General features: G+C 68.0%; 23 protein-coding genes. 7 read left to right on the top strand and 16 right to left on the bottom strand.

The features are described from left to right. Positions 1 to 23 precede the first annotated feature (23 nt). A complete protein-coding gene (locus tag DPM12_RS14590; protein WP_112259072.1) occupies positions 24 to 647 on the top strand; it encodes a class I SAM-dependent DNA methyltransferase in 624 nt (207 codons plus the stop codon). A 43-nt stretch (positions 648 to 690) separates the two neighbouring features. Here the strand turns inward: DPM12_RS14590 and DPM12_RS14585 are convergent, their stop codons facing one another. From DPM12_RS14585 to DPM12_RS14545, 9 genes are all read right to left on the bottom strand, one after another. Then, a complete protein-coding gene (locus DPM12_RS14585; protein WP_112259071.1) occupies positions 691 to 2004 on the bottom strand; it encodes a KamA family radical SAM protein in 1314 nt (437 codons plus the stop codon). A gap of 128 nt (positions 2005 to 2132) precedes the next feature. Next, positions 2133 to 2780, bottom strand: coding sequence for a response regulator (locus tag DPM12_RS14580; RefSeq protein WP_112259070.1), 648 nt, complete (start codon positions 2778 to 2780; stop codon positions 2133 to 2135). Further along, on the bottom strand, positions 2780 to 4111 hold the full coding sequence (locus DPM12_RS14575; protein ID WP_112259069.1) for a sensor histidine kinase: 1332 nt from the start codon (positions 4109 to 4111) through the stop codon (positions 2780 to 2782). Before DPM12_RS14575 ends, DPM12_RS14580 begins: the two co-directional genes overlap by 1 nt. Positions 4112 to 4141: 30 nt before the next feature. Next, positions 4142 to 4978: an ABC transporter permease gene (locus tag DPM12_RS14570; RefSeq protein ID WP_112259068.1), complete on the bottom strand. Its 837-nt coding sequence runs from the start codon at positions 4976 to 4978 to the stop codon at positions 4142 to 4144. Then, positions 4975 to 5901 (bottom strand): ATP-binding cassette domain-containing protein, encoded by a 927-nt coding sequence (locus DPM12_RS14565; RefSeq protein WP_112259067.1) that lies wholly within the window; start codon positions 5899 to 5901, stop codon positions 4975 to 4977. Before DPM12_RS14565 ends, DPM12_RS14570 begins: the two co-directional genes overlap by 4 nt. A 413-nt stretch (positions 5902 to 6314) precedes the next feature. Continuing rightward, on the bottom strand, positions 6315 to 6989 hold the full coding sequence (locus tag DPM12_RS14560) for a response regulator transcription factor (RefSeq protein WP_112259066.1): 675 nt from the start codon (positions 6987 to 6989) through the stop codon (positions 6315 to 6317). After that, positions 6986 to 8353, bottom strand: coding sequence for a sensor histidine kinase (locus DPM12_RS14555; RefSeq protein ID WP_158542895.1), 1368 nt, complete (start codon positions 8351 to 8353; stop codon positions 6986 to 6988). The genes DPM12_RS14560 and DPM12_RS14555 overlap by 4 nt, the downstream gene beginning before the upstream one ends. Before the next feature lie 93 nt (positions 8354 to 8446). Further along, complete coding sequence (locus tag DPM12_RS14550) at positions 8447 to 9298, bottom strand: ABC transporter permease (RefSeq protein ID WP_112259064.1); 852 nt, start codon at positions 9296 to 9298, stop codon at positions 8447 to 8449. A 5-nt stretch (positions 9299 to 9303) separates the two neighbouring features. After that, positions 9304 to 10296, bottom strand: a complete 993-nt coding sequence (locus DPM12_RS14545; RefSeq protein WP_211658997.1) for an ABC transporter ATP-binding protein — start codon at positions 10294 to 10296, stop codon at positions 9304 to 9306. Between the two features lie 212 nt (positions 10297 to 10508). Here DPM12_RS14545 and DPM12_RS14540 point away from each other — a divergent pair, with 212 nt between their 5' ends. Continuing rightward, positions 10509 to 11525, top strand: coding sequence for a M48 family metallopeptidase (locus tag DPM12_RS14540; protein ID WP_112259063.1), 1017 nt, complete (start codon positions 10509 to 10511; stop codon positions 11523 to 11525). A 108-nt stretch (positions 11526 to 11633) separates the two neighbouring features. Here the strand turns inward: DPM12_RS14540 and nusB are convergent, their stop codons facing one another. From nusB to DPM12_RS14525, 3 genes are read right to left on the bottom strand one after another with little or no spacing between them, the layout of a single operon-like run. Continuing rightward, entirely contained in the window at positions 11634 to 12047 is a 414-nt protein-coding gene (nusB, locus tag DPM12_RS14535; protein ID WP_112259062.1) for a transcription antitermination factor NusB, read from the bottom strand. A 12-nt stretch (positions 12048 to 12059) separates the two neighbouring features. Then, positions 12060 to 12620: an elongation factor P gene (gene efp, locus DPM12_RS14530; protein ID WP_112259061.1), complete on the bottom strand. Its 561-nt coding sequence runs from the start codon at positions 12618 to 12620 to the stop codon at positions 12060 to 12062. A 44-nt stretch (positions 12621 to 12664) separates the two neighbouring features. Next, positions 12665 to 13870, bottom strand: coding sequence for an aminopeptidase P family protein (locus DPM12_RS14525; RefSeq protein ID WP_112259060.1), 1206 nt, complete (start codon positions 13868 to 13870; stop codon positions 12665 to 12667). Positions 13871 to 13944: 74 nt separating this feature from the next. On the opposite strand from DPM12_RS14525, the gene DPM12_RS14520 reads away from it, so the two are divergent. Beyond that, positions 13945 to 14400, top strand: a complete 456-nt coding sequence (locus tag DPM12_RS14520; RefSeq protein ID WP_112259059.1) for a protein kinase family protein — start codon at positions 13945 to 13947, stop codon at positions 14398 to 14400. 12 nt (positions 14401 to 14412) lie between these two features. On the opposite strand, the gene DPM12_RS14515 is transcribed toward DPM12_RS14520, so the two are convergent. After that, a complete protein-coding gene (locus DPM12_RS14515; protein WP_112259058.1) occupies positions 14413 to 14841 on the bottom strand; it encodes a PPOX class F420-dependent oxidoreductase in 429 nt (142 codons plus the stop codon). Positions 14842 to 15081: 240 nt separating this feature from the next. Here DPM12_RS14515 and DPM12_RS14510 point away from each other — a divergent pair, with 240 nt between their 5' ends. Together DPM12_RS14510 and DPM12_RS14505 are read left to right on the top strand one after the other, a co-directional pair. Then, the gene (locus DPM12_RS14510; protein ID WP_112259057.1) at positions 15082 to 15384 is read left to right on the top strand and encodes a toxin-antitoxin system HicB family antitoxin; all 303 of its coding nucleotides are present in this window, start codon (positions 15082 to 15084) and stop codon (positions 15382 to 15384) included. 37 nt (positions 15385 to 15421) lie between these two features. Continuing rightward, a complete protein-coding gene (locus DPM12_RS14505; RefSeq protein WP_112259056.1) occupies positions 15422 to 15874 on the top strand; it encodes a type II toxin-antitoxin system VapC family toxin in 453 nt (150 codons plus the stop codon). A 378-nt stretch (positions 15875 to 16252) separates the two neighbouring features. Here DPM12_RS14505 and DPM12_RS14500 read toward each other — a convergent pair whose 3' ends face one another. The 3 genes from DPM12_RS14500 to DPM12_RS14490 all read right to left on the bottom strand — a co-directional run bounded on the left by DPM12_RS14500 (position 16253) and on the right by DPM12_RS14490 (position 20553). Beyond that, positions 16253 to 19132, bottom strand: a complete 2880-nt coding sequence (locus tag DPM12_RS14500; protein ID WP_158542894.1) for a family 20 glycosylhydrolase — start codon at positions 19130 to 19132, stop codon at positions 16253 to 16255. Positions 19133 to 19396: 264 nt separating this feature from the next. Continuing rightward, entirely contained in the window at positions 19397 to 19720 is a 324-nt protein-coding gene (locus DPM12_RS14495; protein ID WP_112259054.1) for an AzlD domain-containing protein, read from the bottom strand. Beyond that, positions 19717 to 20553, bottom strand: a complete 837-nt coding sequence (locus DPM12_RS14490; protein ID WP_112259053.1) for an AzlC family ABC transporter permease — start codon at positions 20551 to 20553, stop codon at positions 19717 to 19719. Before DPM12_RS14490 ends, DPM12_RS14495 begins: the two co-directional genes overlap by 4 nt. A gap of 67 nt (positions 20554 to 20620) precedes the next feature. Here DPM12_RS14490 and DPM12_RS14485 point away from each other — a divergent pair, with 67 nt between their 5' ends. Next, complete coding sequence (locus DPM12_RS14485; protein ID WP_112259052.1) at positions 20621 to 21181, top strand: helix-turn-helix domain-containing protein; 561 nt, start codon at positions 20621 to 20623, stop codon at positions 21179 to 21181. Positions 21182 to 21248: 67 nt separating this feature from the next. After that, the gene (recD2, locus tag DPM12_RS14480; protein ID WP_112259051.1) at positions 21249 to 23501 is read left to right on the top strand and encodes an SF1B family DNA helicase RecD2; all 2253 of its coding nucleotides are present in this window, start codon (positions 21249 to 21251) and stop codon (positions 23499 to 23501) included. Positions 23502 to 23623 lie beyond the last annotated feature (122 nt).

Here is a 23623-nt window from a genome sequence, read left to right as displayed (position 1 = left end):
TCGATTCGAGGAGCGCAACTGCCGTGACCGAGCCAGACAACGCCCTGCTCGCCCGCGCGTACTCCCTGAGCGGACCGGGGGAAGCTGAGAAGGTGTACGACGAGTGGGCTCAAACCTACGATCACGACACCATCGCCGACATGGGCTATGTCGCTCCGCGACTGGCCGCGGAGCGACTTGCCGATCTCGTCGACGCCCCCGCGAGCGTGCTCGACGCGGGCTGTGGCACGGGGCTGGCCGGGATAGAGCTGGCGAAGCTGACCGATCTCACCATCGACGGCGTCGATCTCTCGACCGGAATGCTCGCCCGGGCTCGGGAGTCTGGCGTCTACCGCCAGCTCACGAAGGCCGATCTCACCCGGCCACTGGACCTCGCGGCCGCCAGCTACGACGCGCTCCTCTGCGTCGGCACGCTCACCGGAGGGCACGTGGGGCCGGACGCGCTCGACGAATTCGTCCGCGTCGTCCGGCCCGGCGGTCATGTCGTCGTCACCGTCCAGGCGATGGTGTGGGAATCCGGTGGCTACCGAGCCCACCTCCAGCACCTGCACGATTCGGGGGTGGCCACGCTTCGCGAGGCCGAGGAGCGGCCCTACCACGAACACGAGGGGATCACCGGATACCTCTGCGTCCTCGACGTTCGATGACGGCGCGGGCACCGGGTGATCCCCCGTGCAGCCGTTTCCGGCCCTATTCGAAGGGGAATGCGGTGGCGCCCAGGGCGGGCTTGAGATCGTCCAGCCAGGCCGCGTTCTCGTCGTAGGCCGCGAAGAACGGCCGGCCCACCAGGTCGGGGTTGCGGGCCTGGATCATGTGCAACACGAACACTTTCTCGCCGGCCACCTCGGTCACGCCGTCGACACACACCTTCCCGGGTGTCGCCGACATCGACGGGCCGCGCACCGTACGAGCCAGCCCGGACACCTGCTGATATGCCTGCCGGAAGATCTCGTATCCGCGCGCCAGCGGCACCGCGAAGTAGTCCTGGGGGCCGGTGTCGCGCTCCACGAACATGTAGTACGGCACCATGCCCTGGCGCACCTGAGTGCGCCACATGGTGGCCCACGTGTCCGCGTCGTCATTGATCATGCGGATCAGCGGCGCCTGTGTACGGATCACCGCGCCGGTATCCCTGATCCGGCGCACCGCCTCCGTCGCTAGCTGGGGCATCATCTCGCGCGGATGCGAGAAGTGCGCCATGAACGCGAGGTTCTTGCCCGACTCGACCACGCGCTCGAACAGCCGCAACGTGTCATCCGCATCCGGGTCCGTGACCCAACGCTGCGGCCAGTACCCCAGAGCTTTGGTCCCGATCCGGATCGACTCCAGCTGGTCCAGCTCCAGCAACGGCTCGATATACCGGTTCAGCACCCCCTCACCCATGATCATGGGATCTCCACCTGTAAACAGCACGCTGGTCACCTCGGGATGCGCCCGCAGGTACTGGACCAGCAGATCGATGTCGCCAGACGACATCTTCAGATCGGGCTCGCCGACGAACTGCGCCCACCGGAAGCAATAAGTGCAGTACGCGTGGCAGGTCTGGCCCTGCTTCGGAAAGAACAGCACCGTCTCGTCGTACTTGTGCTGCACCCCGTTGAGCGGCTCCTCCCCCGTCGACGGAATGTTCAACTCCATCTGTCCGGCGGGATGCGGGTTCAGCTTCGCGCGGACCTCGTTCGCGGCCGCTGTGAGTTCCTGGCGCGACGCTCCCGAGGTCAGCAATTCCGCGATCCGCGACACATCGCGTTCGGGCAGCATGTCGGACTGCGGAAACACGAGCCGATACATCGGATCGTCGGGTGCGGCCGACCAATCGATCAGCTCGTCGACCACGTAGTCGTTCACCCGGAACGGCAGCACCTCGGCCACCGCACGCACCCGTAACCGCTCTGCCTCGTCAAGCCCCGCGCGGGCCGTCAGATCATCCAGATGCCTCGCCGTATAAGCCCGGAAACGGCGGCCAGCGGACGGGGACACAGCAGCGTCGAACGTCACACTCATACGCATCCTCTCGAGCAACGAACGGCCCTCGCCCACGCGCGGTGGTAAGCGGGCATTTCCGACAACGAAGATTCGACCATACGTCGACCGCACCTGGGGCGTGCAATACCCCGTGAGGGTCAGCAGTCTCACACCCAACCGGCGTCGTGAGCCAAGATCGCTGCCTGCACGCGGTTGGCCATGTCAAGCTTGGTCAAGATGCGGCTGACGTGGGCCTTCACCGTCGCTTCCCGCATGCCCAAGGCGTTGCCAGCCTCGGCGTTCGACATCCCGCGGGCCACGGCCACCAACACGGCGCGCTCCCGCTCGCTCAGCACGTCCAGCCGCCGCGCAGCCGCGTCGACATCACGCGAGGCGGCGCTCGCGAACTGCTGCAGCAGCCGCTTTGTCACGCTCGGCGCGATCAGCGCATCACCGTCCTGGATAGTGCGCACGGCGGCAATGAGATCGCGTGGTGGCGTGTCCTTCAGCAGGAAGCCCGTGGCTCCGGCGCGCAGCGCCTTGTGGACGTAGTCGTCGAGGTCGAACGTCGTGAGGATCAACACCTTCGGCGGATTCGGCAACGCCGCCAGCTCGGCCGCGGCGGTGAGCCCGTCGACACCGGGCATCCGGATGTCCAGCAGTAAGACGTCGGGCACGAGGTCACGCGCCACGTCAACCGCCCCGGCCCCGTCGGATGCCTCCCCCGCCACCTCGATGTCGTCGGCAGCATCGAGGATCATCTCCAGCCCCGAACGGACCAGCTGCTCGTCGTCCACGATCACCACTCGGATCATTACGCAACCTCTCTGAGCGTGGCCCGAATCTGCCAGGAACCGTCACCCAATGGGCCTGCCGTCAGTTCGCCGCCGGCCAGAGCCGTCCGCTCCCGGAGCCCGGCGAGACCGTAACCACCCGACGTCAGCGGCATGCCCGGCGGGTGGGCCGGCCCGGCAGGAACGCGACGGCGTTCGCCATCCTCCTCCCCGGCCGGTTCGCTGCCCCGGGGCGGTGGGCCGTTGACGACCGTGACGCCCAGCTGATCGCGACCGTAGTCGAGCCGGACCCGAACCGAAGCGCCGGCGGCGTGCTTGGCGGCGTTGGTCAACCCCTCCTGGACTACCCGGTACGCGGTGCGCTCGACCTGCACTGGAAACGCCCGCTCCTCCCCCGCCCGCTCGTAATCCACGCGCATGCCGGCGGAACGCCATCCGGCGACGAGATGTTCGAGATCGGCGATCACCGGTTGCGGAGCCGTCGGCGCCTCCGCATTCCCGTCGGAGGCGTCCCGCAGGATGCCCAGGACCTCGCGGAGTTCGCTCAAGGCATCCCGCCCGGTCTGGCGGATCTGGCCCGCCGTCGCCGCCACATCCGGCTCCGCCGCGTTGACCTCCAGCCCACCCGCGTGCACGACCATCAGGCTGACCCGGTGCGCGACCACGTCGTGCATCTCCCCCGCGATCCGGGTGCGCTCCGCCGCCGCTGCCCGCTCGGCCATGAGCTGCTGCTCACGTTCGAGACGCGCGGCCCGCTCGCGCAGGTTGGCCACGAGCTGGCGCCGGGTGCCGATCCACAACCCCAGCGTCAGCGGGATGCCGATCGCCACGGGCGCCAGCACGACGGTGGTGGAGTCGAACCAGAATCCGACGACGAGCGCGGCCACGGCAGCCACCGACCAGGCGACCAGCCGCCGGCGGTCAGTGAACCAGGCGGCATAGGTGTACAGCGCCAGCGCGATCGGCACGATGTTGCCCAGCAGCAAGAGCAGTGCGGTGGCCACCGTGAGGAGCCGGCGCGGACGTGTTCGCCGGTACATGATGCCCCACACGGTCAGGCCGGGCGCCACCACGATGACCGTGGCCGCGAACGGGGCCGTCATCGGATCCCCGAGCAGCTGAGCGAGATCCGGTTCGGGATCGTCCGGCAACGCCTCGGGGACGAGCCGGAAGGCCAGGCTCGGCGTCGAGCTCGGCTCGTCGTCCTGGTACGCGCCCGGGATCACGGTGAAGATAACCACGGGTACGTACGCGACGACGGCCAGGATCCAGTCCGCCAGCCGGTGCTGGCGGACCACATACCAGCCCCACACCCGGCGAATCCAGCCCGGGATCGGGCTATCCACACTCATACGCGGGAGTCTAGGGATCGATCCACGATGTCACCCGTCACGCCGACGCAACACGACGAATGCGGCCGCGACCAGAACCGCAGCGAACGCGCACATGAGCCCGAAACCGGCCCACGGTCCCAATCCGGCTGGATGGTCGATGACGAACTGTGCGCCGGCAAGGGTGGGATAGTACTTCTGTACCGGCTCGGCCCACGTCTCCGGCAGCGTGCCGGTGAGGCTCGGCGCGAGGAGCAGCCCCGCCACCAGTGTGGCCACACCACCGGCGGTCGAGCGCAGCAGCGTGCCGACGGACACCGCGATGGGACCGAGGGCGGTGAAGTACAGCCCGGCTCCCACGACGGTCTCCAGCACACCGTCATCGATCAGCGCGGCCGAGGGGGCACCTTGCATGTCCAGGATGACCTGGCCGGTGAGGAACATCGCGAACGCGGTGGGAATCCCGGCAAGGCCAGCGAGCAACGTGTATGCGATCGTCTTGGCGGCCAGCAGGTGACCGCGTCGCGGTACGGCCATGAGGCTGGGGCCGATCATCCCGGTGGCGTACTCGTTGGTCATCACCAGGACTCCAAGCACCGCGACAGCGAGCTGGGCGAAGATCAGGCTGAACATCGAGAGTTCGAGCGGGTCGAACGCGGCTCGCTCCTCGGCTGCCATCTCCGCGTACTCGCCACCCGAGCCCACCGTAATGACCGCCGTCATTCCTACCGCAAGCACGACGAAGACCGCGAGGGTGTAGAACGTGGAACGCAACGTCCGGATCTTCGTCCACTCCGAATGCAGGACGCGGAGGAATCTCGCGCTCTCCGATGCCGGTTCCGGATCGCCCCGGAGATGCCCGGCCGGTGTCGTCGTGATCGTGCTCATCGCTGCGCCTGCCCTTCGCCCCCGTGATACTCCACGTACTCCTCGGTCAGCTCCATGAATGCTTCCTCCAGCGACACGCGCTGGGGCGTGAGCTCGGACAGCACCGCGCCGCTGCCGGTGGCCAAGCCACCGATGTGGGCACTGTCCAGCCCGGATACCAGCAGGGCATCGTCCTCCCGCTCCGTGACCTCGGCGCCCGCCTCGGTCAGCCGCTGCAGAAACGACTCATCGGGCGATTCGGCCACGCGTACCAGGACGGCCCGCGCCTCCGCGTTGCCGAGGACGTCGGCGGTCGGCATGTCGGCGACGAGCTCGCCGCGGCCGATGACGAGCAGGTGATCGGCCGTCTGTGCCATCTCACTGAGGAGGTGGCTGGACACCAGGACGGTGCGGCCCTCAGCAGCCAGGTCCCGCATCAGCGTGCGAATCCACCGGATGCCCTCCGGGTCCAGCCCGTTGACCGGTTCGTCGAACATGAGCACCGGTGGGTCGCCGAGCAGGGCCGCCGCGATCCCCAGCCGCTGCGCCATGCCGAGCGAGAACGTACCGGCATGCTTGTCACCGACGGTGTCGAGACCCACAAGATGCAAGACCTCCTTCACCCGATCGCGGCCGATGCCGTTGCTCTGCGCCAGGCAAAGCAGGTGATTCAGGGCCTTGCGCCGGCCGTGCATCGCCTTGGCGTCCAGCAGCGCCCCGACCTCGCGCAGCGGGGCGCCCAGCTCGGCATACCGGCGCCCGCCCACCGTGACGTCCCCGGACGTGGGCCGGTCGAGCCCGAGGATCATCCGCATCGTCGTAGTCTTCCCGGCGCCGTTCGGCCCGAGGAACCCCGTGACGATCCCCGGTTTGACGGTGAAGCTCAGGTCGGTCACCGCTTGTACGTCGCCGTAGCGCTTCGTCAGCGCCCGCACCTCGATCATCTGGATCGTCCTCTCAACCGTGGTCGATGTCGTTGGCCGGACCCGGCCGTGCCGGAAGGCACCCGGCCGACCGGGCCCGTACATCCACGCTAGAGCCGCCAGACCTGCGAAAACGTCGTACTGGGCGCGGATATCCGGGACCGTCGAAGGACCACGGTGAGCTGTCGACATACGCCACCTTCGGCGGTCCGCACATCGACTTTCGTCGGTGCTCTCGTCGGTGCCGATACGCTGGTGGCACCCGGCGCCGCTCGACCGCGGCCGACTTCGATACCCACACACGCGGAAACAGCGCCAGATCGGCGAATAGTTGCACGTTTCGGCATCGAAGTCGGCGCGCCGCGCGCCGGCTCCGGCACCACCCGGGACAACACGAGGACAACGTCCAAGGAATCAATCATCGGGGCCGATCGCTAGATCCAGCCGTGGCGACGGGCGATGTGCACCGCCTCGTGCCGGTTCGCCGCGCCGAGCTTGGCCGCGATCGAGGACAGGTAGTTGCGTACCGTTCCCGGCGAGAGCGCCACGCGAGGGGCGATCTCTTCGATCGGTGCGCCGTCGGCGGCGAGTTCGAGCACATCCGCCTCACGCGGCGTGAGCGGGCTGTCACCGGCCGCGATCGCCTCGGCGGCTAGCTCCGGGTCGACATAGCGCCCGCCGCCGTGCAGCGTGCGCACGACGTCGGCCAGCACTTGACCGGAAACGGTCTTGGGCACGAACCCCCGCACCCCGGCGGAGAGCGCGCGCTTCAGATACCCCGGGCGGCCGTGGCTGGTCACGATCATCGTCGAGCAGGACTCCAGCTCCTCGTGCAGCGTCTCGGCCACCGCGATGCCATCCATGTCCGGCATCTGCAAGTCGAGCACCGCCACGTCGGGCCGGTGTGCCCGCGCCATCGCGAGCGCCTCGTCGCCCGAAGCGGCCTCGGCGACGACATCGATGTCGTCCTCCAGCGCCAGCAGCGCTCGCATGGCTGTACGGACCAGATTCTCGTCGTCGGCCAGCAACACGCGCACCGTGGACGGCACATCCTCGTGGAGCTGCCGTTCCGGGTCCGCTCGCCCGCCGCTCGGCCCGTCCGCACTCATCCCGCGTCCATCCCTTCCACGCCGGACCCGCCCCCGTGCACGCTGGACTCGCCGCCGGAGATCGGGCGCACCTCCCGCGGAACCCGCGCGCGCAACACGAACCGGTCCCCGCTCACCCGGCGCGCCTCGAGCGACCCGTTCACCTCGCCCAGCCGTTCGGCCAGGCCACGTAGCCCGCTGCCCAGGTCAGCCACGGCCTCAGAGTGCCAGGCGGCCACGCCGTCGTTCTCCATCGTCACTATCGCCGTCCCAGCCGGTGCCCCCGTGTTCGCCCCCGCATCCGACGCGTCGCCGGCATCGCGCGCTCGGCTCTCCGCGCTGCCCGCCGGATCGTCGATGTCGACGGTGATCGTGCATTCGCTCGCATCGCTGTGCCGCAAGATGTTGGTCGTCCCCTCCCGCACCACCCACGCCAGCGCCGCCTGCGCGCCAGCCGGCAGGTCCGCTCCGTCCCCGAGCACACGGGTGCGTACACCGGCCGAGCGCAACACGGCACGGGCCCCGTCCAGCTCGGCGGGCAAGTCGGCGCTGCGGTACCCGCGGACCACCTCCCGTACCTCACGCAGCGACTCCTGAGCGATCCGGTGAACCTCCAGCATCTCGTCGGCCGCCTCGTCCCTCCCGCGACGAGCGAGCTGCGCCCCCAGCTCGCTCTTCAACGCGATCACCGCCAGGTTGCGCCCGATGACGTCGTGCAGATCCCGGGCGATTCGCAGGCGCTCCTCCGCCACGGCCAGCCGTGCTTGCGCCCCGCGCGAGCGTTCCAGCTCCCAGACGATGCCCAGGATCCAGATCGACGTCCGGAATCCGAACCCGCCGGCGATCCCGCCGATCACGCATGCCAGCGCCACGCCCGCTGCGGCGCGTACCGGCGAACCCGTGAGCAACATCGCCACACCAACCACCGCCGCCAGCGCGCCGGTCGGCAGCAGGAGCCACCGCATCGACAGCCGTGGCGTGAGCATGACGAGAAAGAAGATCGTGACCAGCGCCAGGGCGTCGCCCTGGCCGGGATTGTCGGCACCACCCGCGGTGAAGGGAAAGGCGATGATTCCCGCCAGCGCCCCGGCGACGGCGAGGATGCCGCTCACCGCGACCATCCGCACCGGCCACGTGCGCGTACCCAGGAACCAGCCCAGGCCCCGGCGAAGGACGACGACGCCGGTCACCGCCTGTGCTCCGGCCAGGCACGCGAACGTGATCGCCGCCGCGTCGTCGGCCCGGTCGGCGGCGTTGACGATCATGAGCGCCAACGGCAGTTCGAGGGCGTACAGCGCGTAGAGCGACAGGCGCGTGTAAAGGTCAACTCGTTCGGCACTGCCGCGCTCGTGCCAGCGCGCCACCAACCCCGTCATCGCCATCATGTCACCGAGCCTCTCAGGATACTCTCCGCTGATCATGAACACTTGTCGACCTATGAGGTCGACAAGTGTTCATGATCAGCGGAGGGGGCGGGGTCAGCGGCGGGGCTCCCAGCGGAACCAGCGGCGCGTCGCCGCGTATCCGATCGCGATCCACAGCGCCAGTATCGCCGCCGGCGTGACTGCCTCGGCGAAACTCTCGGTGAATCCCACCGCGGGTTCGGTGCCAGTGGTACCCAGAAGCCCGAGCCGCGTCAGATCGATCACCGGAGTCAGCGGGACGAACTGCGCGATGTCGGCCACCCGGTCGCTGAACGCGTCGAGGGGCGCCACCATGCCCGAAAAGATCAGACAGACGATGAAGACGGGCATGGTACTCATCTGGGCCATCTCCGCATTCCGCGTGATCTTGGTCGTCGCCGCCGCGAGAAGCGCGAACAGCACGACTCCGCCGACGACCGCACCGGCGACGAGCACGACGTTGACCGGCGCCTCCAGATCCAAGAACGTCAACGCTGCCCCGACCGCCACGGCGATCTGCCCCGCGGCGAGCAGCACCGCCGGCATGGCCGCTCCTGCAAGGATCTCCGGGTCCGAGAGCTCGCCGGTACGCAGCCGCTTCAGGACCAGGTCCTCGCGCCGGGCGACGTAGGTGCTGACCAGGTTGTAGTACACGATGTACAGCAAGGCCACACCGACGAACATGATGACGGTCAGCGCTCCGGTACCGGCCGCATCACCTTCCTCGAGGTCGAAGGTCAGCAGCGCCAGAACGGAGAGCACGGGAAAGACCAGCGCCACGAGCAACGCCGTGCGGTTCCGCGACAGCAGCGTCACCTCGGCACGTGTCAGCGACCAGACGCGGCGGAACGTGCCCCGAAGCCGGCCCGCCCGGCCGTCGACGTCGCGAGGTGCGCCGTCCGTGCCATGGAATGCCTGTGTGCTCATCGTCGTCACCTCCCCGTCCCGGGAGATGTCCCGGGCGCGCCCGTCAGCGTCTCGGCCCGCAGCTCGGCATCCCCGGAACCGGCCGGCGGCGATCCGTCACCATGCTCGGCCACGGCCAGGAAAACCTGCTCGAGTGAGGCCGGACGCGCCGCGAGCTCGGGCAGCTCGACCCGATGCTCCTCCGCCCACACCAGCAGGCGGGTCAGGGTCTGTTGCAGGTGCTCCGTCTCGATGACGGTCCGCCCGCCGGACATGACGATGCGCGCCCCGTCGAGCGGCGGTAGCTGCGGATCGCCGCCGCTCCCGCCCGACGCGAACGAGATCGTCGCCGGCTGGGAGGCAACCACCTCGGATACCGTTCCTTCCCGGACGATCCGCCCCTCGTGCATGATGGCCAGCCGATCGGCGAGCGTCTCGGCCTCGTCGAGGTAGTGCGTGGTCAGCAAGACGCTCGTACCACCCTCCAGCAGCCGGCGGACCAGCCGCCAGGTGTTCTGCCGGCTCTCCGGGTCCAGGCCGGTGGTCGGCTCGTCGAGGAACAACACCTCCGGGCGGCCGAGCACGGCCAGCGCCAGATCCAGCCGTCGCCGTTCCCCACCGGAAAGCTGCGCGACCGCGACCTTCGAGCGATGGGCGAGCTCGACCATCTCCAACGCCTCGCCGACCGGCCGGCTCGACGTCAACGTGCCCGCCCACATGCGTGCGGTCTCGTCAACCGTCAAGTCACCCGGAAATCCGCCCTCCTGGAGCATGATCCCGATCCGGGGGCGCACGCTCGCGCGCGCCCTGCCAGGATCGAAACCGAGTACGCGCACCCGGCCTCCGCTCGGTTCGGCGAGCCCTTCGAGGACTTCCAGGGTGGACGTCTTTCCCGCCCCGTTGGTCCCCAGTAGCGCGAACAGCTCACCCCGCCGAACCGAGAAGGAAACCTCGCGCACGGCTTCGAAACCGCCGGCGTAGCGGCGGCTCAGATCTTCGACGTCGATGACGTTGCTCACCGCGCCTCCCTCCCGTGAGCGTCTTTCGTTTTGCGGACATCTCCATCGTGGGGCGTGCGCGCCCACCTCGCTGGTTTCTTCCGGCATCGGTTCCGATGGATTCCGCACGCCGTCGCCATGACAAATGTCATCGGTGCACCCCAGGACGCTTCTCGCAGAACGTGCCCACCGTCGGGGCCCACGGGGAACCGGATATGCATACGATGGCTCGTATGGCCACAACGCCCGATCGCACCCGTGTCCGGTTCCCCGACATCAGCGCCCGCGCGTACGAGCATCCTGCGGATCGCGGTGCTCTTGTCGCGTTGCGGTCACTGCGCGGATTCGACACCGTGCTCAAGAAGATGGCCGGGCTCTTCAGCGAGCGCGCCCTGCGGCTGCACTTCCTCTCCGGTACCGTACGCGTCGGCGAGACCCAGTTCGCCGACGTGCATCAAGATGTCGTCGACGCAGCGCACATCCTGGATCTTTCTCAGGTCCCCGACCTTTACGTCATGCTCGATCCGCAGCCCCGCGCGATGGCCATCGGCAAGGACCGGCCGTTCATCGTGGTCAGTACGGGAATGTTCGACATGCTCGACGCCGAGGAGCGGCGTTTCGTCGTGGGACACGAGGTGGGGCACATCCTCTCCGGCCACGCGATCTACCGCACGCTGCTGCTCGCCTTGACCAATCTCGCGACGCGGGTGGCCTGGCTGCCCCTCGGATACTTCGGATTGCGGGCGATCGTGCTGGCGCTCGAGGAGTGGCAACGCAAATCCGAACTCTCGTGCGACCGTGCGGGCCTGCTCACCCTGCAAGATCCCGACGCCGCCAAGCGCACGCTGATGAAGCTGGCCGGTGGTTCCCGGCTGGCGCAGATGGACGTCGACGCGTTCCACGAACAGGCCCGCGAGTACGATGCCGCCGAGGACGCCCGGGACGGTTTGCTCAAGCTGCTCAGCTTGATCGGCCGCAGCCATCCGCAAGCGGTGGTCCGGCTCGCGGAGCTCGACCATTGGGCGAGCTCCGGCGAGTACAGCCGCATCCTCGCCGGCGACTACCCGCGGCGCAGCGAGGACCAGGACGCGTCCATCAGCCAGGAGGCGCGCAACGCGGCGAAGTCGTACCAGGAATCGTGGAATCGCAGCGCCGATCCGCTGATCAAAGTGTTGCGCGATGTCGCCGGGGGCGCTCAGGATGCCGGCAGCAAGATCTTCGACTCGGTCTTCGGCCGCCGCTCCTCCTGACCACCCGTTCTCCCCGTCCTCCTCTCGCTGATCATGAACACTTGTCGACCTCATAGGTCGACAAGTGTTCATGATCAGCGGGAGGAGGGACGGGATCAGCGGGAAGAGTCAGCCGGAAGGGGTGGACGGCTTGATGGACGCCAGGCGGGCGAGCAGGCCGTTGACGAACGTGGGAGATTCGTCGGTTGACAGGTCGCGCGCCAGTGCCACCGCCTCGCTGATCGCCACGGGGTCGGGAACGTCGTCACAGTACAGAACCTCGTACGCACCGATCCGCAACACATTGCGGTCCACTGCCGGCATCCGCTCCAGGCTCCAGCCTTCGGCATACGTCGCCAGCAGCTCGTCGATACGCTCCCGGTGCGCGATCACGCCTTCGACGAGGGTGACGGTGTACTCGTTCAGCGGGCGCTCGGGGGTGTCCCGGTGCCGGGACAAGGTCGAGCCGAGCGGCCGCCCTTGCTGCTCCGACTCGAACAGGATGTCAAGCGCCCGCTTACGGGCACGGCTGCGGGCTGGCATGACGTCGCCGCGTCAGGACGCGCGGCCGAGGTACGAGCCGTCGCGCGTGTCCACCTTGACCTTCTCGCCGGTCGTGATGAACAGCGGAACCGAGATCTCGTATCCGGTCTCCAGCTGCGCTGGCTTGCTGCCTCCGGTCGAGCGATCACCCTGAACCCCGGGCTCGGTGTAGTCGATCGTCAGCACCACCGATGGCGGCATCTCGACGAACAGCGGATCGCCCTCGTGCAGCCCGACGACGACCTCGTGGTTGTCCAGCAGGAAATTCTGCGCGTTCCCGACGGTCGGTTCGGGGACGTGGACCTGCTCGTAGGTCTCGGTGTCCATGAAAACGAAGTCGTCGCCGTCACGGTAGAGGTAGGTCATCTCACGCTTGTCGACATTGGCGGTGTCGATCTTCACGCCCGCGTTGAACGTCTTGTCGACCACCTTGCCGGAGAGGACATGCTTGAGCTTGGTGCGCACGAACGCGCCACCCTTGCCGGGCTTGACGTGCTGGAACTCCAGTACGGTCCACAGCTGGCCGTCCAGGTTGAGTACCATGCCGTTCTTCAGGTCGTTGGTCGTCGCCACGTCTTCTCGTGCCTCTTCGTCGTCGTGAGCCCGCCCGCAACTCGCTAAGCGTCGAGGACGAGCAATTCCTTCGTCACAGGTGTCAGCAACTCCGGACCGTCGTCGCCCACCACCAGGGTGTCCTCGATGCGGACACCACCGTAACCTGGCAGATAGATGCCGGGCTCGACAGTCACCGTCATGCGCCCGGCAAGTGTACCTGCTGCCGAGTACCCGAGGCTCGGCGCCTCGTGCACCTCGAGCCCGACGCCGTGGCCGGTGCCGTGACCGAAGTTCTCCCCGTAGCCAGCCTCGTCGATCACGGATCGTGCGGCATTGTCGACACCGATGCGTTCGGCCCCGGCAATCAGGGCCGCGCGTCCGGCCCGTTGCGCCGCTGCCACGATGTCATAGATCTCGCGCTGCCAGGCAGCGGGTTCGGCGCCGACGACGCAGGTGCGAGTGCAGTCCGCATGGTATCCCTGGTAGACCGCACCAAAATCGATCTTGAGCAGATCGCCACGCTCGACGAGGCGTTCCCCGGCCCGATGGTGCGGTATCGCGCTGTTCGGCCCCGAGGCGACGATGGTGTCGAACGCGATCGCTTCGGCGCCGTGATCGTACATGCGCCATTCCAGATCACGTGCGATCGCCTTCTCGGTGCGCCCCACGAAACCCCCGGCGGCGAACAGTTCCTCCAACGCGACCGACGAGATCCGGCATGCCTCGCGCAGGGCATCGAGCTCGGCGTCGTCCTTGGTGGCACGCAGGTCCTCGACGACGCGGCCGAGGTGGACCAGCTCGACATCGCCCGCCGCCTCGCCGTGCTCGCCCCGGTCGCCGTGCTCGCCGGGCTCATCGTGCTCGCCGCCCTCGTCGAGCTCCGCGAGAGCGGAACGGATCGTCGAGGACTGTTCGAGCGTGACGTCGTGCGCCTCAAGGGCGAGCCGGCGCACCCGGGCTCCTCCGGACGTCGCCCCGTTGCTCGGTGCGATCGTCTTGGTCGCGGCACGCTTGGCCAGCTCCACGGCAACCGGCCGGGTCACGACGAGCTCGACATCGGGCGCCACGGCCCCGGCCGCCGTCGCGTACCGGGCGTCCGTCGCCAGCACCGTCGTACCGTCGGCTGCGAGCAGCACCGCCGCGTTGCTGCTGTTCAAGCCCGTCAGGTAGCAGACGTTGACCAGGCGGGTGACGAGCGCGGCGTCGATGTCGTGACGTGCGAGGTGTGCCGCGAGTCGGGCACGACGGCTGGCATGGCGTTCCGGCATGCATCAAACTCTACGTGGTACCGGAGACGGCATTCTCACCCACAGAAGACCCGTGTTCGGCTACCATTTTGATCATGCTCGAGGTTGGCATCGTCGTCGTCATCATCCTCGCTGTCGTCGTCAGTTTCATCATCATCCGCCGCAGCGGTGATCGCCGTAACCAACCGGTCGAGCACACCGAACTGCCCGAGGTGGAGCTCAGTCTCAAACTCCAGGAAGACGTGCGTGCCCTGGCCTCCCGGGGGCATACCGAACATGCGATCAAGATGCTGCGCAAGGCCACCAAGCTGGCACCCCACGAGGCGACGCTCGTCGTGCAAGCCTTGATGGTCGGCCAGAGCTTCCCCGCCCCCGAAACGCCGACCACCCGTGAAGAGACACCGAGCGCGTTGATCGACGACGACTTGCTCGAGCGGCTTCACACGCTCGTCGCGCAAGATCCGGTCAAGCGCACCGCCGCCATGCAGCTCCTGCGCGACCGCACCGGGATGAGTGCCCGCGAAGCCCGCCGCTTCATCAACGCGCTCTGATGTATAGCAGACCTACGTGACGTTGCGAGCCGTGTGCTCGTACGAGCCGGTGTCGATGCCCCACGTCAGGATTCGCCGTGGTCGGATCCGGATCCATGCCGCGTCGAACGGAAACGGCGCGTCCAGCCGCTTGCCGATGTCCTCACCACCCTCTGTGAAGGCCTCCGCGCGGCCGCGGATCTCGATGCCGCGCGGAGTCCACGGGTCAACGGCCGCGAGATCGTCGACGACGAACGCCACGTCAGGTCGATTCCGGACATCGCGAAACTTCTTGCTGGCAGTCATGTCCCCGGCGCTGCCAATCACGATGGTTTCGGTCTCGGGATCGTAGAAGACGCCGACGGGTAAGACATGAGGCGCACCGTCCGCGCCGACGGTGGCGAGGCGTCCGAGGTGCTGGCTTCGCACGTACTCGATCTCGGCTGCGGTGAACGTGCTCATCCGATCTCCTTCGTTCGTTGACTCTAGAAAGAGCAGCATGATCGGCCGCGATATTCCGGCCGGACCGGATTTCGCATGGCCACGGTGAGCCATGTCCGGTGCGCCGGTGCCGTGCGCGCCGGAGCGTCGGGCACGGGTGCACGTCGTCGATTGTGACGAAGCCGTCGCGTTTCCGTTCTCGCAGCACCTCGTCAGCAAGCGCTATCGTGATCACGTAACCGATAGTTAGCGGGAGGCCGTATGCGTCAGTTGCTCGTTCGCATTCCTGATGATCTCCATACGCGGCTCACCGTGCGAGCCCGGCGGGAAGGTATGTCGGTGAACGCGTTCGCGAACCGAGTGCTCCAGGCCGCGGCACCACCCGAGGGCGCGTCCAGCGGCCTCACCACGCGGCGCCATCGCCTCCGGGAACGGGCACGAGAGCTCGGTCTTCTCGTCGAGACCCCAGCGCCGCCCGTGCCATCGGAACGGTTCGCCACGGCGTTACAGGAGACCGAAGAGGCAGGGCCCATCGTCGACGATCTCTGGTCCGACGGACGTTGACGAGCGGGCTCCGCATCTGACGCACAGAGGGGGATCGATGGATGAACCGGCGCTTGTGTATCTCGACTCATCGGTACTGGTTCGTTCGTACCTGGCCGGAGAACCGGGGCACGCGCGAGCGCGCGAGCTCGTCGAGAGCGACCGGCTGCTGCTGACCGCATCGTTCAGCCTGGTGGAGGTCACGTCGACGCTCTTTCGCGTGCGGCAAACCAAACAGCTGAGCAATGTGGACGTGCTGATCGAGAAACTCTACGAGGACGTCTCCCCCGACGGGCCGGTCAAACTCACCCGTCCCGATCCTGCTGCCACCGAGAATGCCGCGCTCACCATCACGCGCCACTACTCCTTGCACACCCTGGAGGCCATGCACCTGGCCGTGGCCGATCTCGCCGCCCGGCCGCTCGTCGAACCCGGCGAGGAGATCGGCTTCGCCACTCACAGCGCCGACCAGCGACACGCGGCCGAGGCCCTCGGGTTCATCCCCGTCTGATCCAATCGGACTGCCGTACCCGGGCGACCCACGGGCGCCTCATGGGCACCCGTTCACGGCAGGACGCGGCGTCGACGACTCACGCGGCCCGATGCCGGACGAGCCATGTACGGCAGCCCAGGTCACCGTACACGCGTTGCCCATGGGTGCCATGCACGGTGACTCCACGCCAATTGATGGCGGAAACCGCTTTCTGACGTGGACCCGGCGCGCACGGCACGTGGACTCAGCGTGCATGGCGACGTGGACTCAGCGTGCATGGCGGCGCGGGCACCGCGCGCATGGCTTCGTGGTCGGCAGGTGTGCCCGGATGGTGACGCGGGGGTGCGGGGCTCGACGCGCGCCCACACCCCCGCGAGCACAGGAGGGTTGTTCAGCTTATTGCAGGAGGACCCACAGCTCGGGCGAGACATCAGGGGTGGCATCTGCCTGCGCGATGTGCGGGACCTTGGCGCGGAACAGCTCGCCCTCGTAATTGACGACCGACCACGCGTGGTAGGCGGCGCCCGCTTCCCAGTTCGCCACGTCCACCGGGGCGATCCGGCTGGTACGCCCGTCGGGAGCGACCGTGCGCACCAGGGCGGAGTCGCCGACAGCCGTTGGCCCGTGATACGTCGACCAGTGCACGCCGCCGGTGCTGGAGTACTCGATCGTCAGTCCGGGGTTGCGCACGTTGGCCGTGAGCACGCCGTCGTCGTCGATCTCGGCGCCGGGCAGCGGAATGCGGTAGTTGACGCCGACGTCCGGCAGGCCGACCACGGGATAGTGCGACAGCAACGGCAAGGTCACCTGGCCGAGCGTGTTGACCCACACGTCCCAGTGCTCGGGCATCTCTTCGGGGGTGGGAGTGTCTCGCACCCACGCCCGCTCGGCGACCCCCAGTAGCCGCGGAAACGCCTGGTACTCCCGGATCTCCGGGGTCTTGCCGTTCTCGCCCCACATCTGGGCTTCGAGACCGAGGATGTTCTCCTTGCCCTCCTCGGTGAGCTCTTCCCAGTCGGGGTCGGGCTCGAACGGGTTGCCGAACCGGTCCTCGGTGGCGTTGGCGTACACGTCGAACGGCTGGTACGTGAAGGTGCTTTCCTCGTCCACGTAGGTGGCCCAGTAATAGCCGGGCTCGTCCGGATCCTTGTTGTAGGCCAGGTCCAGGTAGAGATTCGTGGCGTGCGCGAGGATCACGTCCTGCCCGTCGTTCGCGAGCTGGTAGGCCAGTTCCTCCAGCCCCCAGCCCCACACGTTCTGCCAGGCCATCGGGGCGAAGTCGTCCAGTTCGTCGACGTCTTGACCGGTGAGGAGGACGTCTTCCCATCCGGCCGTGGTATCCGCGACCTCCAGGGCGATGTCGTTCCACTTCTGCACGAACATGTCCCACAGCTCGGCGTCGCTCTTGCCGGAGGTCTCCGGGTTCTCCTGGCAGATCGGCGACTCCTGCCACCGGTCCGGCCCCGGTGGCTCGTCTCCACCGAGGTGGATCCTGGTCAGCGGCACATCTGCCGCGTCATACATCGCCGCGACCTCGTCCACCACCTTCTCCAGGAAGTCGTACGTGCTCTGCCGGCACACGTTGATCAGGTTGTCGTTGTACAGCTGTACGCTGCGGTACTCTGCCTCGTCATCGGGATCGAGGAGGCGGTAGCGTTCGGCTTCCTCGGGGTCCTCGTCCTTCAGGCGCTCGTAGCGGCGTTCCATGGCCTGCACCGACGAGCGGGCATGCCCGGGGAAGTTCAATTCCGGGTAGACGTCGATGTGGCGTTCGGCGGCGTACTCGAGCAGGTCGATGAACTCCTCCGTCGTGTAGTAGCCACTCCCCTTGCCGACCAGGTTCACCGTTGCCTGCTCCATGCCCTGGTACGCGGGTGGGCGGCCCAGGTTGGCTTCCGTCTCGTCGGCCGCCTTGTTCTCGATGTGGTCTCCGGGCTCCAGGTCGCTTCCCGAGCCCATACCCATGTGCAGCATCTCGTCCTCATCGAGATCGTGGCCGCGCTGCGCCCCGAACTCGGTGAGTTCCGGAAGGCCGGGAATCTCCACGCGCCAGCCCTCGTCGTTCGTCAGGCCGAAGTGCAGCTTGTTGAGCTTGGTGAAGGACATCAGGTCGAGGAATTTCTTGACCGTCTCCGGGGTCTCGAAGTGCCGTCCCACGTCCAGGTGAAGGCCGCGGTGCTCGAACTTCGGCGCGTCGGCGATGCTGGCCCGCGGCACGCGCGCACGCGTGGCCCGATCGCCGTCGGCAGCACTCTCGTAGACGTCGACGGGAATGAGCTGGCGCAGCGTCTGGATGCCGTACAGGACGCCGGCGGCGTCGGCGCCGACGATGTCGATGCCACGCTTGCCAACGTCGAGGGTATATCCCTCCGCGTCGGGAGTGCCGCTGCCGTCCACGTCGAGCTCGGGGTCGATGGACAGGCTGATGGTGCGTTTGGCCCGGCCGTCGTTCGGTGCGAACTCGCCGTCCAGCACGTCACGCAGCGCCGAGCGGAGGTAATCGGCTTCGCCACTGAGCTCGTCCGGGTACTCGATCGCGAACCTGCCGTCGAGCTTGAGCGCGCCGGAGCGCTCGGTAACGTCGAGCGGGCGTGGCTGGATCCGATCGGCCAGGTCGAGATCGACGAGCTCGGCAGTGTTCTCCTCGAACCGGGTAGCCGCGGACTCCACCGGGCGCGCGTCGCCCTCGAAGGCCGTGGTCTGCTTCGGATCGGTGGGGTCGATCAGTGCCTTGCCCGGCACCCACTGGGCCGGCCCGTCGTCATAGGAGATGTGATAACCGGCGGGTGCATCGGTCTTGTGCGTCGCCCAGAACTGGACCTGCAGCGTGATCTCCCGGCTGCCTTCCGGGTCGACCTGCTCGAACTCGTCGGTCGGCCGCAGCACGTAGTAGTCGCCGCTTTCGGCGGCATCGGCGCGGGTGATCGCAAGGTCCTGCTCGTCGAGCTGCTGGCGGGCATCCTCCCCATCGTCACCGGGCAGCACGGCGACGGGCTGGCGGACGAAGGTGAAGAACAGCTCCCAGTTGTCGTCCAGGGCGCACGTGGTGTCGTGGTTGTCGATGGTGAGGGATGCGAGGTGGTAGGCGGATCCGCCGACGGAGTGGTCGACGGGCTGGTACGTGACCCGTAGATCCTGTGGATTCGGATCGCAGGTGTCGTCACCGTGGTCGCCGTCGTCACCGGCATTGGCGGGAGCACCGGTGACGATCAGCGCTCCCGTGAGCGCGGCGGCTGCTAAGAGACGTGAGGATGGCGGTCTGACCGGGGATTTCATGCAAGGCCTCCAAGGAAACCAGGGGTTCTTGGGCATCGGTCAGGACAGGCGGCGCGGCCACGACGACATCGGTGCACGAATTCGGTGGTGGGCAGGTTCGGAGTGCGCGGCCGTCACCGTCAGCGGCAGAGTTCTGGTCACCCCCTCCCTGCTCGAACTCACCGCTCAAACTGTTAGGAAACAAACCTACCAATTTCTAATGACGCATCTTTGGGGTTTTTCTCGCCGTTGTCAACACTGTGGATCTCCCGTCCGGCCCCGCCCTCAGGGAATCCCCAGCAGGCGCAATCCCGCCGCCGTCGCCGCCGCAGCCACCACCACGGCGATGAACGGCGCCCTCCTCCACGCCAGCACGCCACCCACGACGACACCGGCCGGGCGCGCGAACCCGGCGAACTCGCCACCTTCCAACAGCGCCGTGGTCGCCACCAGAGCGGTGAGCAGGACGACGGCAGCAACGGCCATCAACGTTTCCACGCGTGGCGCGAGCTCCACCCGGGAACGCAGCAGCGGGCCGGCAAAGCGGAAAGCGAACGTGCCGAGCCCCAGCACCACGGCGGCCAGCACGAACCCCATCGACGATGTCATGACTCAGCCTCCGAACTATCGCGGTAATCGTTGCCGTCAGTGGCGTCGGCGTCGTTGCCGTTGCCGGTCGCACCGGCGTCCCCGCTGCCGTCGGCGTCACCGGCGTCCCCGCTGCCGTCGCGTTGCCCCCGTGCAGCCCGCGAACGCCGCACCCCCGGCGAGCGCGCTCCATCGGCAAAGGCGGCGAGCACTCCCGCCAGGGCGAGCAGCACCGGAAGCCCCGCCGGCGAGAATGGCGCCGTCGCGAGCGCGATCGCGGCGCCGGCCAGCGCGGCGCGGCGGGTGGCGCGATCCCGCAACGACGGCAGGACGAGGGCCAGCAGCACGGCCGGGAACGCGGCATCCAGGCCGAACGCGTCCGTGTCCGTCACCAGCGTGCCGCCCAGCACGCCCGCCACCACACCGACGTTCCACGACACGAAGATGCCGGCGCCACACGCCCAGTACGCTTTCCGTCGGCGACCCGCGTCATCCTGCGCGAGCGCGAACGCCACGGACTCGTCGACCATCAGGTGAGTTCCGGCGATCCTGCGGATCCAGCCCGTCCCGAGTGCGTCGCCGACGGCGAACCCGAACGGCACGTGCCGGGCGTTGACGAGCAGGCCCGCCACGACGGCGGCGAGGATGCTCCCGCCGGATGCGATGATCCCGACGAACACGAACTGGGACGCACCGGCGAAGACCACGATGGACAGCAGCACGGGCAGCCACGCCGGCAGTCCCGAGCTCGCCGCGATGGCCCCGAACGAGACGCCGACGAGCGACACGGCAGCGCAGACCAGGCCGACATCGCGCACCAGGTCCCGATCGATTGTTCGCTTGACCGAACGCATGGGATGCTATTGTGAACGCACGTGCGAGTGTTCGTCAATCCGAACAAACCGACTTCTGGAGCGAACGATGGCGGAGCACGACGGCGCACCACTGGCGGTGATCGCCGCATCCTTGCAGCGTGAGCGGCATCGCGCCGGGCTGTCCCTCACCGAGGTGGCACGGCGCGCCCGGATCGCGAAGTCGACCCTCTCCCAGCTCGAAGCCGGGCAGGGAAATCCGAGCGTGGAGACGCTCTGGGCACTGAGCGTCGCCCTCGACGTCCCCTTCGCCCGCCTCGTCGAACCGTCCCGCCCGAAAGTCCAGGTGATCCGCGCCGGAGAGGGACCCGCGGTGGCATCCGAGCACGCCGACTACGTCGCCACCCTTCTCTCTTCCTGCCCGCCGAACGCACGCCGCGACATCTTCCGCATCTCCGCCGAGCCGGGCACCGCACGCCGTTCCGAGCCACACATGCCGGGCGTCGTCGAGCACGTCGTCCTCAGCCAGGGCCGCGCGCTCGTCGGCGTCACCGACGACCCCGTGGAGCTGAAGCCCGGCGACTACGTCGCCTATCCCGGAGACGCCCCGCACGTGTTCGAAGCCCTCGAACCCGACACCTTCGCCGTCCTGGTCTCCGAACACGTCTGAGACCTCGGCTCCACAACCCGCGACACCACCGGTATCGCTCCCGGCCCGCGATGCCGACAATGGGCAGGTGAGCACCGAGCACGGGCGAGGATCCACCGACGGCAGCGAACACGCCCGCCCAGCCGGGACGCAGCTGGACGCCGTGCTCGAACGGATCACGTACGCCAACGAGGAGACCGGCTACACCGTCGCCCGCGTCGCCACCGACCGCTCGGGACCCGATCTGCTCACCGTCGTCGGCAACCTGCCCGGTGCCCAGCCCGGCGAATCGCTGCGGCTCACGGGGCGCTGGACGGTGCACCCGCAATACGGCAAGCAGTTCGAAGTGTGGAACTACACGACCGTGCTGCCCGCCACGCTCCAGGGCATCCAGCGGTACCTGGGCTCCGGGCTCGTCAAAGGCATCGGCCCGGTCATGGCCGAACGCATCGTCGAGCATTTCGGCCTCGACACGCTCGACATCATCGAGAACGCCCCGCACCGGCTCGTCGAGGTCGACGGCCTCGGCCCCAAACGGACCGCCCTGATCACCTCGGCGTGGGAAGAGCAGAAGGCCATCAAGGAAGTGATGGTCTTCCTGCAAAGCGTCGGAGTCAGCACCTCGATCGCGGTAAAGATCTACCGCCGGTACGGCGACGCCGCCATCCAGACCGTCAGAGACAATCCCTACCAGCTGGCAACCGACGTCTGGGGTATCGGCTTCAAGACCGCCGACGCCATCGCCAAGGCCGTCGGGATCCCTCACGACGCTCCGCAGCGCCTGCAAGCCGGCCTGCAATACACGCTCAGCGAGGCTGCCGACTCCGGGCACTGCTACCTGCCCGACGACGCGCTCGTCGACGCCGCCGCCACGATCCTCGACGCACCGGCCGAGCCCATCAGGGTCGCGCTCGCCGACCTCGTCGCGGCCGAGGGCGTCGTGCGCGAACCCGGCGACGATCCGGGCGACCCGTCGGCGGTGTATCTGGTGCCGTTCCACCGCGCCGAGCAAGGACTCGCCGACGGCGTCCGCTCCCTCCTCACGGCGCCTGCCGACCGGCTCGCCTCGTTCGGCACGGTCAACTGGTCACGGGCATTCAGCTGGCTACGCGAACGCACCGGGACGGATCTGGCCCCGGAACAGGTCGAGGCGGCACAACTGGCGCTCACCCGCAAGGTCGCCGTGCTGACCGGTGGACCGGGCTGCGGCAAGAGCTTCACGGTCCGCTCGATCGTCGAGCTCGCCCGGGCCAAACGGGCCAAGGTCGTCCTGGTCGCTCCCACCGGGCGGGCCGCCAAGCGGCTCGCCGAGCTCACCGGGCACGAGGCCGCCACCATCCACCGGCTGCTCCAGCTGCGACCCGGAGGTGAGGCCGCCTACGATCGCGACAACCCGCTCGACGCCGACCTCGTCGTCGCCGACGAAGCCTCCATGATCGACACGCTGCTGGCCAACCGTCTTGTCAAGGCCGTCCCTCCCGGTGCCCACCTCCTGCTCGTCGGAGATGTCGACCAGCTACCCAGCGTCGGTGCCGGGCAAGTCCTGCGCGACCTGCTCACCTCCGACACCATTCCCCGCGTGCGGCTCACGACGATCTTCCGGCAGGCGCAGCAATCCGGCGTCGTCGTCAACGCGCACCGGATCAACGCCGGCGAGCGTCCGGAGCTGCGCGGATTCGATGACTTCTACTGGTTCGGCTGCGAGGACACCGACCAGGCAGCAGAACTCACCGTCGACGTCGCCGCCCGCCGCATCCCCCGCACGTTCGGCCTGGACCCGCGCCGCGACGTACAGGTACTCACACCCATGCACCGCGGCCCGGCCGGCGCGAGCAACCTCAACGACCAGCTCCAGCAGATCCTCACCCCCGCCCGCGACGGCGCGCCCGAACGCCGCCACGGCGGACGCGCCTTCCGCCCCGGCGACAAGGTCACCCAGATCCGCAACAACTACGACAAGGGAACGGCCGGCGTGTTCAACGGCACCGTCGGCGTCGTCACCGGCATCTCGCCCGAACAGCAGGCACTGACCGTACGCACCGACGAAGACGAGGACATCGAGTACGACTTCGCCGAGCTCGACGAGCTCCAGCACGCCTACGCCATGACCATCCACCGCTCGCAGGGCAGCGAGTACCCCGCCGTCGTCGTCCCCCTCACCACCAGCGCGTGGATCATGCTCCAGCGCAACCTGCTCTACACCGCGATCACGCGGGCCAAGCAGCTCGTCGTCCTCGTCGGCTCCCGGCGTGCGCTGGCCATAGCCGTGCGCAACGCGAACGCGGGACGCCGGCACACCGGACTCACGCGCCGGCTCGACCCGAGCTGCGAGGGGCCGTGACAGCGGCCGGTTCTTCACGCTCGACGTGCCATGCCAGATGGGCTAGGCGCGGCCCGATGGGCTAGGGCATGTCTGACAAATATGGAGCGCTCGTCCTGCGAGACTGATCAGATGTCGAGGTT

It is taken from the genome of Phytoactinopolyspora halophila (assembly GCF_003287285.1).
Taxonomy (GTDB): domain Bacteria; phylum Actinomycetota; class Actinomycetes; order Jiangellales; family Jiangellaceae; genus Phytoactinopolyspora_A; species Phytoactinopolyspora_A halophila.
Note: the sequence above shows the minus strand (reverse complement) of the source record. Positions and strands in the feature narration are given on the sequence as shown.